Source organism: Mammaliicoccus lentus (assembly GCF_947036595.1).
Classification (GTDB): Bacteria; Bacillota; Bacilli; order Staphylococcales; family Staphylococcaceae; genus Mammaliicoccus; species Mammaliicoccus lentus.
In genome coordinates this window covers 2,519,316-2,533,885 of record NZ_OX344834.1, presented here as the reverse complement: position 1 = coordinate 2,533,885, position 14,570 = coordinate 2,519,316, and the positions used below count along the sequence as shown (strand labels likewise).

Genomic DNA, 14,570 nt, shown 5'->3' with positions numbered 1-14,570 from the left:
CGGTATATAATTTAACAATACTGGTTATGACAACATGACCAATTAGGAGGATTTGTATGTTGAATGAAACAAGTACTTATAAAGAAATCAGGCAACAGCCAAAAATATGGAAAGAAACAGAAGGTATTGTAGCCTCATCTAAACAGGAGTTCGTTGATTTTGTAAATAAAGTTAATGAACATGCGGATGGTAAACCTGTGAAAGTTTATTTTACTGGTGCAGGTTCTTCAGCATATGTAGGCGATATATTACGCTTAGCTAAATCAAATAAATTTAGTGAAGGTTGGGATTTTGAGAATGTCTCTACAACTCATTTCGTAACTAATCCACTTTCATTTATTGAAGAGGGAACTGTTTATGTATTTGTATCATTTGCTCGTTCAGGAAATAGTCCAGAAACAAAAGGGACAATTGAAATGGCTGATCAATTAGCAGATAAAGCGTTTCATATCTTTATTACGAATAATAAAGATGGTTTTTTAGGTACATATGAAAACGACAATATTTTTAAAATTATATTACCTGAGGAAACAAATGATAAATCACTTGCTATGACTTCAAGTTTTTCTTCTATGCTTTTATCAGCATATTTGTTATTTGGCGGCGAAGTATCCAACGACTTTTATGATAAAGCTGAAAAATCATTTGATAGTATCGAAGAATTAGCTGACAAAATTTCTGGATATGATTACAAAAAAGTATTTTATGTTGGTACTGGGATTATAGGTGAGCTTACACGCGAAGTTGCTTTGAAGTTAAATGAATTAACTAGTGGTCAGATTGGTATATCGCGTGAAACAACACTTGGATTTAGGCATGGTCCAAAAGCAGGGCTGAGTAAAGAATCAATATTTATACTATTGCGTAGTAATCACTCATACCGTCGTCAATATGAAAAGGATTTAATTAAAGAAATAGAAAGTGGTAATCCAGATTATCAAATACTTATTTTAGGGCCTAATAATGATGATTCCAATCAAGCGGTTGCTTTAAAGAATGCTGAAAATTTCAATGACTTCGAATTAGCTTTAACTTATCTCATGTTTGGTCAATTGTTAGCAAGCAAGCAGTCTATTAAATTTGGTTTGAATCCTGACAATCCGAGTCCTACAGGTTTTATTAACCGCGTTGTTAAAGGCGTTACAATTTATGACTTTGAGCAATAATGGAGGTATTTCATGATTATCACACATACTTTTAATCCATCCATAGATATCACTTACAATGTTGAGCAATTACAGTTAGGGAACGTACACAGACCTGTTCAAACAATTAAAAATGCGGGCGGAAAAGGGTTGAATGTTTCCAAAGTGTTATTGCAGCTCGGAGCAGATTTAAAAGCTCATACTTATTTGGGTGGAGAAAATGGCCAATGGATAGAAAGACAACTGAATGAAATAGGTATACCGACAATTGCTACTCATATCAAAGGCAGTACCCGCCAGTGTATAGCTATTAATGATTGCTCGAAACAAACAGAAATACTTGAGCAAGGCCCTGAAATTTCACATGATGAACAACATGATTATCTAGATAATTTTCAAAAGAATCATAATCATATAGATGTTATGGCTATTAGCGGAAGTACACCTGCATTACAAGGCAATACATCAAAGAATCATGTTAAAAGCATTTTAGAAAATTCGAGCGATAGTTATAATATTTTAGATATAAGGGCGTCAGAATTAATAGATATATTAGAAACGAAAGCACCGGTACACTGTATAAAACCAAATGAAGAAGAATTTAAAACGTTAGTAAATGAATCAAATCTGAGTGACAAAAAAATTTACAACTTATTGAAAGCGCATACATTATTTAGTGATTTAGATGTGTTTGTCACTCTTGGAGATAAGGGAGCAATAGTTAAATTAAAAGATAAAATATACAAAGCAGAAATACCTGAAATTACAGCTGAGAACTCTGTAGGTTCAGGTGACGCCACAGTTGCTGGTATCGCATTTGGTATGGAAAAATTTTATAACGAAAATGAAAAAATAATACGTTTAGCACTATCATGTGGTATGTCTAACGCAACACAAAAAGAAACAGGTCATATCAATCCAGAACAAGCTCAAGAGTTTGCTAACAAAATTAAAGTGGAGTTGTTATAAATGACAAAAAAAGATTTGAGTAAATTATTAGATGAAAATGGTGTATTTTCAGCTATTGCGATTGACCAAAGAGGCGCTTTGGAAAGGTTATTGAAAGATTATGCAAATGAAGAAAATATTTCATCATTTAAAAGCTTAGTTTCAGAAATATTAACGCCTTATGGTTCTAGTATATTATTGGATCCAGAATATGGGATGGAAGCGGCGCGAAAAAAAGATAAAGATGCAGGGTTAATTCTTGCATATGAACAAACAGGATATGAAAAAAGTGTGCCAGGACGTTTACCAAGACTTATTGAAAATCAATCAGTGCAAAAATTAAAAGAAAAAGGTGCAGATGCTATAAAAATTTTGATTTATTACGATGCTGATGAGTCTGATGAGATTAACGATAAGAAAAAGGCGTTTGTGGAGCGTATCGGTAGCGAATGCGAGACAGAAGATGTGCCGTTCTTACTAGAAATATTGACTTATGATAGTCATATTACTGATGAAAAAGGACCTGAATTTGCTAAATTAAGACCGAACAAAGTTATTCGTGCAATGAATTCATTTAGCGAACCACGTTATAAAGCTGATGTATTAAAAGTAGAAACACCTGTAAACATGAACTATGTAGAAGGATTAGGAGATAAAGAAGTTGTATACACACAGAAAGAGGCGGCGCAATACTTTGAAGAACAAAACAATAGCACAAACCTTCCTTATATTTTCTTAAGTGGTGGTATTTCGGCTGACTTATTTAACAAAAGTTTAAAATTTGCTAAAGATTCTGGTTCGAAATTTAATGGTGTCTTATGTGGTCGAGCTACATGGAAAGGTGCTACTGAAACTTTAGTTACTGATGGATGGGATGCTTCAGAAAAATGGTTAAATGATATAGGTTTACAAAACTTGAAAATATTAAATCAAGTTAACCAAATTAACGCTACACCAATCAAATAACTTTAAAACGGGAGTGCAATTAATGAGTAGATTCGAAATTTCAGAAACATTTTATTTAGATGGATGTCCTTTACAAATATTATCTGGTGCAATACATTACTTTAGAATCCCAAGCGGGGATTGGTATCAAAGTTTATATAACTTAAAATCTTTAGGGTTTAATACAGTAGAAACGTATGTACCTTGGAATTTTCATGAAGTAATTGAGGATGAATATGATTTTACAGGAAACAAAGATATAAAGCGGTTTATTAAGATAGCTGAGGAATTGGGGTTATACGTTATAATTCGTCCTTCACCGTATATTTGTGCAGAGTGGGAATTTGGTGGATTACCAGCATGGTTATTAAATTATCGATATATGCGTATACGTTCTTCAGATGAAAGTTTCATCGAAAAAGTTGCTAAGTATTATGATGAATTATTTAAAATTTTAACGCCTCTACAAATTGACGAAAATGGACCGATTATTATGATGCAAGTTGAAAATGAATATGGTTCTTACGGTCAAGATAAAGAATATTTATCGCGCTTAAAAGATTTAATGTTAGAGCGAGGTACTACAGTTCCATTATTTACATCAGATGGAGCTTGGAACCAGTGCTTAAGAGCTGGAAGCTTGATTGATCAAAATATTTTAGTGACTGGGAATTTTGGTTCTCGAACGCATGAAAACTTTAATAATCTTAAAAATTTTCAAGAGGAATATTCGAAGAAATGGCCATTAATGTGTATGGAGTTTTGGGATGGCTGGTTTAACCGCTGGGGCGATGAAATCATTAAACGTGATACGGATGATTTAATCAATGATGTAAAAATAGCAATTAGAGATGGTCATATTAACTTATATATGTTCCATGGTGGAACCAATTTTGGATTTTGGAATGGCAGTTCGGCACGTGGCAACACAGATTTACCACAAATCACATCATATGATTATGATGCACCACTTGATGAATCAGGTAATCCTACTGATAAATATTTTGCATTACAAAATTTAGTAAAAAATGAAAAGAACGATATCCAACAACGCCCTCCTAAATATCGAGAATTTATGGAAATCAATAATATAGAAGTAACAGATCAAGTAAGTCTATTTGAAATTTTAGATGAAATATCAATCAAAACAACTTCTAAATACCCTCAAACTATGGAGGAAGCAGGAGATGGTTATGGATACTTTGTTTATCGTACTCATATCAAACGTGAAAGTCACAAAGAGAATTTAAGAATAATCGATGCTCGAGATAGAGTACATTTATTTATCGATAATAAATTAGAACATGTAGCGTATCAAGATGAAATAGGAGCACAAATTGAAGTTCAATTACAAAATGAGCAACCTCAAATTGATGTTTTAGTTGAAAATATGGGGCGTGTAAATTATGGTCATAAGTTACTTTCTAGCACTCAACGTAAAGGGCTTGGACAAGGATTAATGCAAGACTTACATTTTGTTCAGAATTATGAACAGTTCGATATTCAATTCAATAAATTAAGGTCAGAACATTTTCAAAAAAATTATATAAAAGGCACACCTTCATTTCATCGTTATAAATTTAATCTTGAAGAAACTTATGACACATATTTAGATATGCAACAGTTTGGTAAAGGTGTAGTTCTAGTTAATGGAGTTAATATAGGTAGATACTGGGAAATTGGTCCTACTTTATCACTTTATATTTCCAAATCATTCTTAAATGTTGGAGAAAATGAAATCGTTATTTTTGAGACAGAAAATAAAGCGAATTCAACTATTAATTTAAAGAAATCACCTATAACAATTGATAATAAAATAGATAACTAACTTATTCAAAACAAAGGGGTAATTAATTATGACAATCATTGCAAATAGAGTTGACGGAAGATTAATCCACGGACAAGTAGCTAATTTATGGGCTACAAAATTAAATATTACGCGCTTTTTAGTCATTGACGATGAAGTAGCACAAAGTGATATTGATAAACAAAGCTTAAAACTTGCGACACCATCGGGAATTAGATTAAGTGTCTTACCGATAGAAAAAGCTGCTCATAATATAAATAATGGTAAATACGATTCTCAACGTTTAATGGTTATTGCTAGGAAACCAGACAGATTCTTACAATTGCTAGAACATGGCGTAAAACTAGATGAGTTGAATGTTGGTAACATGTCTCAAACAGAAGAGACTCAATCATTAACAAAATCTATTAATGTCACTGATACAGATATTGATGTTTTCAAAAAGTTGAATGATAAAGGGTTAAAAATTGTTTCGCAGATGGTGCCTAACGATGAGGCAGTTAACTTTATGTCTCTACTCAATAAATAATAAAGGGGAGATGAATCATGGATATCTTATGGTGGCAAGTGATTTTCTTATCGATTTATGCAGGTTACCAAATATTAGATGAACTACAGTTCAACACATTTAACCAACCCGTATTTGCGGGGTTAATTGCCGGTTTGATAATGGGAGATATGAAGACGGGATTAATAATCGGTGGTGGTATGCAATTAGTTGTTTTAGGAGTTGGTACATTCGGGGGTGCTTCTAAAATTGATGCGAACTCAGGTACTATAATAGCTGTAGCATTTTCAGTTGCACTAGATATGAATACACAACAAGCTTTATCAACTCTAGCAATACCAGTTGCCAGTTTAATGATTCAAATGGATGTTTTAGCACGTATGACTAATACATTTTTTGCACATCGCATTGATACACACATTGAGAATATGAATTACAAAGCGATAGAGAGGAATTTTCTATTCGGAATAATTCCGTGGTCGTTATCTAGAATGATTCCAGTAGCTTTAGCATTAGCTTTTGGTGCACATGTAGTACGCCCAGTAGTAAATTATTTAAACACAGATCTTAAGTGGTTAGGGGATGGATTAACGACAGCTGGGGCAGTGTTGCCGGCTGTAGGTTTTGCAATATTATTAAGATATTTACCAGTCAAAAAACATTTTCCTTATTTCATTTTAGGTTTTATTATTACCGCAATATTCTCCACAGTATTTACTAGTGTTAATAGTGTTGGTAACGCAGTGTCAGGTATGTCTAAAAAATTCGATTTTACAGAATCTAGTTTACCAATGTTAGCTGTAGCACTTATTGGTTTTTCATTAGCAGCTATAGATTATAAACGCAATACCGAAAAGCCATCGCCTACTCAAAATAGTGCTTCTGCAGATGACGAGGAAGGGGAGATAGACGATGACGAGCTTTGATAATACACCAGAAAATAATGAACAAATACAGCCATCTTCTACAGGGTATCAATTAACTCAAAAAGACTTTAACCAAATTAACCGACGCAGTTTACTGTTTTACCAATTGGGTTGGAACTATGAACGTATGCAAGGTAGTGGTTATTTATTCATCATTTTACCTCAATTAAGAAAAATTTACGGAGACGATTCGCCTGAATTAAAAGAAATGATGAAAATACATTCTCAGTTTTTCAATACGAGTAATTTCTTCAATACTATTATTACAGGTATTGACCTTGCAATGGAAGAAGAAGAACAATATAAAGCTAAAGACACAGTAAAAGGGATGAAAGTAGGATTGATGGGATCATTTGCTGCTGTAGGTGACTCTCTATTTGCTTCTTTAATACCTACTATTTTTGGGGCTTTAGCTGGTAACATGGCACAGCAAGGTAATCCAGTTGGTGCACTAATATGGATATTTGCAACGGTAGCTATTGTGATCTTCAGATGGAAACAGCTAGGATATGCATATAAAGAAGGGGTATCACTTGTTACGACAATGCAACATCGATTAGAAACATTAACAAACGCAGCGACATTACTTGGGGTCTTTATGGTTGGCGCACTAGTAGCATCCATAGTAAAAGTTGAATTTGCTTGGAAACCAACCATTGGTGATGTAACTATTGATATTCAAGAAAACGTTGATATGATTTTACCTAAATTATTACCGTTAATTATTGCATTAAGTATTTATTGGTTACTTGGACGCAAACATATGAATGCTACAAGAGCTATATTTATTGTGCTAATTGTATCAATCATTCTATCAGCATTAGGTATTATTACTCCAAGTTAATAAATATTTAAAGGAGATAAATAATTATGGAGAAATTAATTTTAGTAAGTCACGGAAAATTTTGTGAAGGTATTAAAGACAGTGTTGAAATGATATTAGGTCCTCAAGAACATATTTTCACAGTATCATTATTAGAAGAAGACGGACCACAAGACTTAGAGAGCAAATTTACGCAACATATTGATAAAGATGATGATGTTGTAGTTTTTGTAGATATACTTGGAGGCACACCAGCAAATATAATAAGTAAACTTATTATGCAAGGTGAAGAACTAGAGCTATATACAGGAATGAACTTACCTATGATAATAAGTTATCTAAATGGCCAAATGATTAATGAAGAAGTAGATTATATCTATAAAGGAAGAAAAGGAATCGTAAAAGTAAACGATATAATAAACGAATCTGAAAGTGAAGAAGATGAATAAAAGTAATAATTTTAGAGCTAGGGATAGAGGTCCCAAGCTCTTTTTTGGCTAGGATTGATAAAAGCAAAAGTTGATACTTTTATTGGATTAACGATTGCGTAAACACGCATAAGCTCTTTCTTCTTTGACTATAAATAAGGTTATCTTTTAGCTAAAGCTTTTAATTTAGGCAAATTTAAAATTTTATAACCGCTTTTCTCTTTTTCTATATAACCTTTTTTTACAAAGTCCGCAATAACATATAATAAATGACGATAAGACACTCCTAAATACTGAGCAACCTGAGTATGTTTTTCATCATAAATTCCATTTTGCTCTGTCATCAATATAAAAGAGGCTAACCTTTTAGCTAATGAATAAGATTGATTTCGTGCTGCGACTTGAATATTTCGCATGTTTTTATGTGATAAATATGATAATAAGTTTCTTAATAATACAGTATCATTGAGCAATGTTGTTTTTAGATCTTTAAATGAAAGACCTAAGCACAAACAATCTTCTATTGCTTGAACATTAAGGGGAGTCATATTTTTCTCCGTTAGCTCTATTTCTCCAATGAAACAAGCAGGAGTGAAAAGGTCGATTAATGCCACTTGTCCATTTTCTAGGTTTTCATATAACTTTGTTTTTCCTTTTACAAGATAAAATAAATATTCTGGTGTTTTAGTATCTTGAATAATATGATCTTTTTTAGGAATGAAAAAAAGCTTAACATGTTTCTGTATATCGAAGCCAAAAAGCTTATCATAATTAAATTTTTTTATTAAATATTGCTTTAAATCATTATTATAAATCTCTTCCAAAATCTCACCCTTATATATGATATTTCTCATACCTACTTTAATTCTTGAGAAGATATAATACAAGAATAAATAAAAGGCTTACATAAAAAGGAGAGGAATTTATAATGGAAAAACAAAAAATAATTCTTGATTGTGATCCAGGTCATGATGACGCAATAACGATTTTGATGGCTTATACTCATCCGAGTATCGATTTGTTAGGTATAACAATAGTTTCTGGGAATCAAATTCTTGGAAAAACAGTTAAAAATGGTTTAAATGTTGCTCAATATTTAGATATGGACGTTAAAATTTACCCAGGAGCATCTGAACCTTTAGTTAGAGAAACAGTAATTGCAGATAACGTACACGGAGTAACAGGAATGGACGGTCCAGTTTTTGAAAAATTAAAAAGACAACCTGAAAAGAAAAAAGCAGTACAATTTATCATTGATTCTTTATTAGAAAGTTCAGGAGACATTATTTTAGTTCCAACAGGACCACTTACAAACATTGCTTTAGCGATGAAAATAGAGCCAGCAATTATTCCTAAAATAAAAGAAATTGTATTAATGGGAGGGGCATATGGTAACGGTAATTTCACACCTTCCGCTGAATTCAATATCTTCGCTGATCCTGAAGCTGCTCATGTAGTGTTTAAATCAGGGGCATCAATTGTGATGATGGGGCTTGATGTAACTAACCAGACTATTTGTACTACAGAAGTTATAGAGAGAATGGAATCTGCAGATAATAAAGCTGGCAAACTTTTCGGAGATTTAATGCGCTTCACTTTGAAAACACAGTATGAGGAATTTGGATTAGAAGCGGGTCCTTTACATGACTCAACAACAGTTGCTTATATCGTGAACAAAGAATTATTTGAAGTCCAAGAAATGTTTGTGGAAGTTGACATTAACCGCGGTCCTAGTTATGGACGCACTGTTTGTGACGAATCTAATGTTTTAAAAGAAAAACCTAACGTTAAAGTTGGCAAAAAGGTTGATACAGCCAAATTTTTCGATTTAGTAGAAGAGTGTATTAAGATGTATTAAATATAAGCGATATACATATCGCACTAACACGTTTGTTGAAAAAGTCTAGCCCATTATAGTACTTTTTCATATTTGTTTAGGATAAAATTACATTGAAATCATGAATTATATCGCGCTAACGTGCTTGTTTTGATTCACTAGCCCGTTAGAAAATGTAACGAGCTTGTCTATAATTTCTTGCACGTTAGAGTACTTTTTCATATTTGTTTAGGATAAAATTACATTGAAATCATGAATTATATCGCGCTAACGCGCTTGTTTAAACTTACTAGCCCGTTAGAAAATGTAACGAGCTTGTCTATAATTTCTTGCACGTTAGAGCACTTTTTCATATTTGTTTAGGATAAAATTACATTAGAATCATGAATTATATCGCGCTAACGTGCTTGTTTAAACTCACTAGCCCGTTAGAAAATGTAACGAGCTTGTCTATAATTTCTTGCACGTTAGAGCGCTTTTTCATATTTGTTTAGGATAAAACTACATTGAAATTATGAATTATATCGCGATAACGTGCTTGTTTTGATTCACTAGCCCGTTAGAAAATGTAACGTGCAAGAGTAAAATATCTAACCCGTTAGAGTCATAGACAATCCTTCTTCGCCATTTTCATAGTGGCTTTCTTAGTCTGGCTGTTGTCCTACGCATTATTACCTGAACTCAGCCTCTCATTCTTTGATGTAAAATTTTTAAATGATATAATTAATAGTAAGAAAATATATTTTTATTTAAAAATATAAGGAGAATATCTATGTATATAGAAAGAAAACCATCAATTAATTTAACTGAGTTGAAAAAAGAGTTTACAAATCATTTGAATGAAATTGAGAGGCCTCAAACGACGGAACAAGCGATGGAAGAGTTATTTAATTTTGTGGAATTGCAACATACTTACGCTTCGGCTTTAGAAGAAATTGGTACAAAGCTCAAAATTTTAGATGATGAATTTCAGGTAGCTTACAAACATAATCCTATCCATCATATGGAAAAAAGGGTTAAAGAATTCCCAAGTGTAGTCAAAAAGTTAAAGAGAAAAGGTTTTCCGTTGAACGCAAAGTCAGCTCGCGATAATTTACAAGATATAGCGGGTATTCGTGTAGTGTGCAATTATTTAGAAGATGTTTATACGATTGAACAGTTGCTACTAAGACAAGAAGATATTAAATTATTAAAAAGAAAAGATTACATTAATAATCCTAAGCCAAATGGTTATAAAAGTTTGCATTTAGTAGTTTCTATACCAGTATTTTTAGCTGAAAGGGTAGAAGTGACGCCAGTGGAAATTCAAATTAGAACTATCGGTATGGATATGTGGGCAAGTTTAGAACATAAGCTTAGATACAAAAACACACATATTTCAACAGAACAATACCAAGACAAACTAAAAGAATGTTCAGCTGAAATTACTAATGTCGAAAGAAAAATGCAAGAAATGAACAATGAAATTTATAAGAGTACATTTATTGAAACAGAATAATTATATGGATTAATACACCTCAAAGTTAGATGAGAAATTTAACATTGGGGTGTATTTTATTATTCAGAAAATAATTTTTTAAAAAAACTGAAAAATCAATCAAATCAATCCTTCTCATAACACTTTTGTTAAAGAGAATGATAAAATAGAAATGTTGAAAAAATATTAAGGGGGAAGTAAAATGGCTGATTCAGTAAAATTATTAAAAACATTAACAGACATTAATGGCATTTCTGGATATGAATACAATGTTAAATCTAAAATGCGCGAGTATTTAGAACCGGTTAGTGATGAAATTGTAGAAGATAATTTAGGTGGTATTTTCGGGAAGAAGAAAGCTAAAGATGGATCTAAAACAATTTTAATCGCAGGTCATTTAGACGAAATTGGATTTATGGTAACCCGTATCGATGACGATGGTTATATTAAGTTTACGCCAATCGGTGGTTGGTGGAACCAAGTTATGTTATCTCAAAAAGTGACTGTCACTACAGATGATGGTAAAGAATTAAGAGGTATTATTGGATCTAAACCACCACACGTATTAAGTCCTGAAGAACGCAAAAAACCAGTAGAAATTAAAGATATGTTCATCGACTTAGGCGTAGGTGATAAAGAAGCGGTTGAAAAATTAGGCGTTGAAATAGGTAATATGGTAACACCTTATTCAGAATTTGAAGAGCTAGGTGATGGAAACTATTTAACAGCAAAAGCATTTGATAACCGTTTTGGATGTGCTTTAAGTGTTGATGTATTAAATGAACTAAAAAATGATGAATTAGGTATTAACCTTGTTTCAGGTGCAACTGTACAAGAAGAAGTAGGTTTACGTGGAGCAAAAGTAGCAGCTAACAAAATTAAACCAGACTTATCAATCGCAGTAGACGTAGGTATTGCTTACGATACACCTGGAATGAAGGGTCAAGATCATGATACGAAGTTAGGTAATGGACCACTTGTATTATTAATGGATGGTACAAATATCGGTCATGTTGGCTTTAGAAAATTCATTAAAAATGTAGCGAAAGAGAAAAATATAGACGTACAATGGGATAACATTACTGGCGGAGGAACAGACGCAGGTAGTATCCATGTTGCAAACGAAGGCACACCAACTATCTCAATCGGTGTACCATTACGTTATATGCACTCTAACGTTTCTGTACTTCATAAAGAAGATTACTTAAATGCTGTGAAACTTGTTGCAGAAATTGTTAAAGCATTAAATGACGATACTGTAAAAGATATCATGTGGTAACAGAACAAAAAATAAATAATGACTTTTAACATAAAAGGATTTCATCATTAGTAGTAAAACTAGTGAGAAATCCTTTTTATTTATGAGCAGAATCCTTTAACAACAGCTTCTACATCTACTATTATGACTAAGTGCTAAATTATTATTAAAATAAAACAATTTTTTGTATTAATATTTTTAAATTTTTAAATGGATATTGTTTGTAAACCTTGATATTATGATTTATTATAAGAACTAGAGATGGAAGTGCTTAGCTCTTTAAAGTAGTTCCTATTCTTATATTTATTGAATAAAGGGACGTGGAAAAATATCGAAAAAGAAAAGAAGAAGTTGCTTCGCAAAATGGTCAAACCGTTTGAAAACAACAATCTAAAGAAAAGTACTATTCAAATTATAAATACAATAATACCACTTGTATTATTGGTAACTGGTGGATTTTTAAGTTATCAATTACATTGGTCGTTATCGATATTATGTGGTGTGTTAGCTTCAGGATTTTTAATTAGAACATTTATAATTTTCCATGATTGCTGTCATGGATCATTCTTAAGTAAGAAAAAGAACAACGATTTATTAGGGAATATAACTGGTCTTATGACATTTTTCCCTTATGAAAAATGGCGTAGAGAACATATCATTCACCATACAAGCAGTGGTAATTTAGAAAAACGTGGTATTGGTGATATTTGGGTAATGACAATTGAAGAATATCGTGATGCATCTAAATTTACTCAATTCAAATATCGTATGTATAGACATCCGTTTGTAATGTTTATATTAGGACCTATATTCTTGATGCTTATTTCAAATAGAATGAATGCTAAAGATGCTAAACCTAAGGAAAAGCGCAATACTTGGATGCATAATATTGTATTGCTTTTATTCTACGTTGGAATGTTCTTCTTAGTAGGAGCAGTTCCATTTATGCTCGTTTTATTACCAATGTTATTTATTGCAGGTATGATGGGTATTTGGTTATTTTACATTCAACATACATTTGAAGATGCATATTTTGAAGAATCATCTGAATGGGATTATGTTAAAGCAGCGATTGAAGGTAGTTCATTCTATAAATTACCTAAAGTCTTTCAATGGATGACAGGTAATATTGGTTACCATCATGTCCACCATTTAAGCCCAAGAATACCAAACTATCAATTAGAACAAGCACACGAGAAGACACCACCATTACAACATGCGACGACAATCACGATTAAAGATAGTCTAGAATCTTTGAAATATAAATTATACGACGAAAAAAATAAATGTTTTATTACATTTAGAGAGTATACACGTCGTTTTAAAACTAAACATGTATAATAATTGAAATCGAATTGATGCTAGTCATCAATTCGATTTTTTTGTTATAAAAAATAAAATGAAAAAATAAATATTATTTCAGAAATAAAAAATGTTGTTATAATGAAGGAGGGAATTAAAGTAATTTGAATCTTCAGTGCATTTATTAAGAAGGGTGAATGTCATGAAAATAACAAAAATATTAAACAATAACGTAGTTATTTCGGTAATTAATGGTGAAGAACGTATTGTGATGGGTGCTGGTATTGCTTTCGGGAAAAAGAATGGCCACGTACTTGAAAAGGATAAAATTGATAAAGTATTTCGCATGACAAGTGAGGAACAAGAGCGCATGTTGACGCTCATAAAAGAGTTGGATGACGACGTGTTACTTGTTTCCCAGGAAATAATTGTTGAAGCGAATAAATTATATAAGGAACCTTTATCTGAATCTATTTATATTGCGTTAACAGATCATATTAATTATGCGATTAGACGTTTTAAAGAGGGAACAATTATTAATAATCCATTGTTATATGAGATTAAGAGGTTATATCCTCAAGAATTCAAAATGGGTTTATTAGGTTTGGAAAAAATTAAAGAGCATTTTAATTTGGAGTTACCTAAAGATGAAGCGGGATTTATTGCGATGCATATTGTAAACGCAAATATGAATGAGTCGATAGCTAATGTTTATGAAATTACGAAAATTACACAAAGTATTGTGAATCTTGTGCGTTATCATTTTAATTTGGATGTATCAGAAGAAGAATTAAACTATGCGCGTTTTATAACACATTTAAAATTTTTTAGCCAAAGGTTAATTAATTTTGAAAGTTTAGAAGAGATAATGGATACGTCACTATTAGAAACGTTACAGAAAAAATATTGTGAATCAAACAGATGCGTCGATAAAATTGGAGCTTTCTTAAAAAGAAATTATGACCATGAATTATCAAATGACGAAAGGGTTTATCTCATATTGCACATTGCAAGATTATTAAAATCTGCATGAAAGCGTTGACAAATAAAATGTAAGCGTTATAATTAATTTAAATTAATAAAACAATTACTTTAAACGACAAAATTTGTTGTTTGGGATTGTAACTTTAAGTAGGCAAAACCCAGAGTAATGCATTACGAACATA

Annotated in this window: 14 protein-coding genes; 13 read left to right on the top strand and 1 reads right to left on the bottom strand. The window is 31.9% G+C overall.

The genetic code is table 11. From position 1 onward, the window contains the following. The first annotated feature begins 56 nt into the window (after window positions 1-56). Genes ACNMOQ_RS12575 through ACNMOQ_RS12540 form a run of 8 tightly spaced genes read left to right on the top strand, consistent with a single transcriptional unit; the run spans window position 57 to window position 7,551 of the window. On the top strand, window positions 57-1,166 hold the full coding sequence (locus ACNMOQ_RS12575) for an SIS domain-containing protein (RefSeq protein WP_416349945.1): 1,110 nt from the start codon (window positions 57-59) through the stop codon (window positions 1,164-1,166). Window positions 1,167-1,178: 12 nt separating this feature from the next. Next, complete coding sequence (locus ACNMOQ_RS12570; protein WP_416349944.1) at window positions 1,179-2,114, top strand: 1-phosphofructokinase family hexose kinase; 936 nt, start codon at window positions 1,179-1,181, stop codon at window positions 2,112-2,114. After that, entirely contained in the window at window positions 2,115-3,059 is a 945-nt protein-coding gene (locus ACNMOQ_RS12565) for a tagatose 1,6-diphosphate aldolase (RefSeq protein ID WP_416349943.1), read from the top strand. It abuts the gene before it with no gap. 22 nt (window positions 3,060-3,081) lie between these two features. Then, window positions 3,082-4,866, top strand: a complete 1,785-nt coding sequence (locus tag ACNMOQ_RS12560) for a glycoside hydrolase family 35 protein (RefSeq protein WP_416349942.1) — start codon at window positions 3,082-3,084, stop codon at window positions 4,864-4,866. Between the two features lie 28 nt (window positions 4,867-4,894). Further along, on the top strand, window positions 4,895-5,374 hold the full coding sequence (locus ACNMOQ_RS12555; RefSeq protein WP_064204948.1) for a PTS sugar transporter subunit IIB: 480 nt from the start codon (window positions 4,895-4,897) through the stop codon (window positions 5,372-5,374). A gap of 17 nt (window positions 5,375-5,391) precedes the next feature. Beyond that, window positions 5,392-6,279, top strand: coding sequence for a PTS mannose/fructose/sorbose/N-acetylgalactosamine transporter subunit IIC (locus tag ACNMOQ_RS12550; protein ID WP_064204949.1), 888 nt, complete (start codon window positions 5,392-5,394; stop codon window positions 6,277-6,279). Next, window positions 6,266-7,123 carry a PTS system mannose/fructose/sorbose family transporter subunit IID gene (locus ACNMOQ_RS12545; RefSeq protein WP_017001103.1) on the top strand — a complete coding sequence of 286 codons (858 nt, stop codon included), beginning with the start codon at window positions 6,266-6,268 and terminating at the stop codon, window positions 7,121-7,123. The genes ACNMOQ_RS12550 and ACNMOQ_RS12545 overlap by 14 nt, the downstream gene beginning before the upstream one ends. A 26-nt stretch (window positions 7,124-7,149) precedes the next feature. Continuing rightward, window positions 7,150-7,551 (top strand): PTS sugar transporter subunit IIA, encoded by a 402-nt coding sequence (locus ACNMOQ_RS12540; protein WP_182093701.1) that lies wholly within the window; start codon window positions 7,150-7,152, stop codon window positions 7,549-7,551. A gap of 140 nt (window positions 7,552-7,691) precedes the next feature. Here ACNMOQ_RS12540 and yeiL read toward each other — a convergent pair whose 3' ends face one another. Next, window positions 7,692-8,354 carry a transcriptional regulator YeiL gene (gene yeiL, locus ACNMOQ_RS12535; RefSeq protein ID WP_064211210.1) on the bottom strand — a complete coding sequence of 221 codons (663 nt, stop codon included), beginning with the start codon at window positions 8,352-8,354 and terminating at the stop codon, window positions 7,692-7,694. 104 nt (window positions 8,355-8,458) lie between these two features. Between yeiL and rihB the strand changes: the two genes are divergently transcribed. The 5 genes from rihB to licT all read left to right on the top strand — a co-directional run bounded on the left by rihB (window position 8,459) and on the right by licT (window position 14,437). Further along, window positions 8,459-9,388, top strand: a complete 930-nt coding sequence (rihB, locus tag ACNMOQ_RS12530; RefSeq protein ID WP_416349941.1) for a ribosylpyrimidine nucleosidase — start codon at window positions 8,459-8,461, stop codon at window positions 9,386-9,388. Between the two features lie 751 nt (window positions 9,389-10,139). Further along, window positions 10,140-10,865: a GTP pyrophosphokinase gene (locus tag ACNMOQ_RS12525; RefSeq protein WP_017001096.1), complete on the top strand. Its 726-nt coding sequence runs from the start codon at window positions 10,140-10,142 to the stop codon at window positions 10,863-10,865. A 181-nt stretch (window positions 10,866-11,046) separates the two neighbouring features. Beyond that, window positions 11,047-12,123 (top strand): M42 family metallopeptidase, encoded by a 1,077-nt coding sequence (locus ACNMOQ_RS12520; protein WP_017001095.1) that lies wholly within the window; start codon window positions 11,047-11,049, stop codon window positions 12,121-12,123. A gap of 309 nt (window positions 12,124-12,432) precedes the next feature. Further along, a complete protein-coding gene (desA, locus tag ACNMOQ_RS12515; protein WP_026023741.1) occupies window positions 12,433-13,443 on the top strand; it encodes a Delta(5) desaturase DesA in 1,011 nt (336 codons plus the stop codon). A gap of 163 nt (window positions 13,444-13,606) precedes the next feature. Further along, window positions 13,607-14,437, top strand: coding sequence for a BglG family transcription antiterminator LicT (gene licT, locus ACNMOQ_RS12510; protein WP_070045769.1), 831 nt, complete (start codon window positions 13,607-13,609; stop codon window positions 14,435-14,437). The last annotated feature ends 133 nt before the right edge of the window (window positions 14,438-14,570 follow it).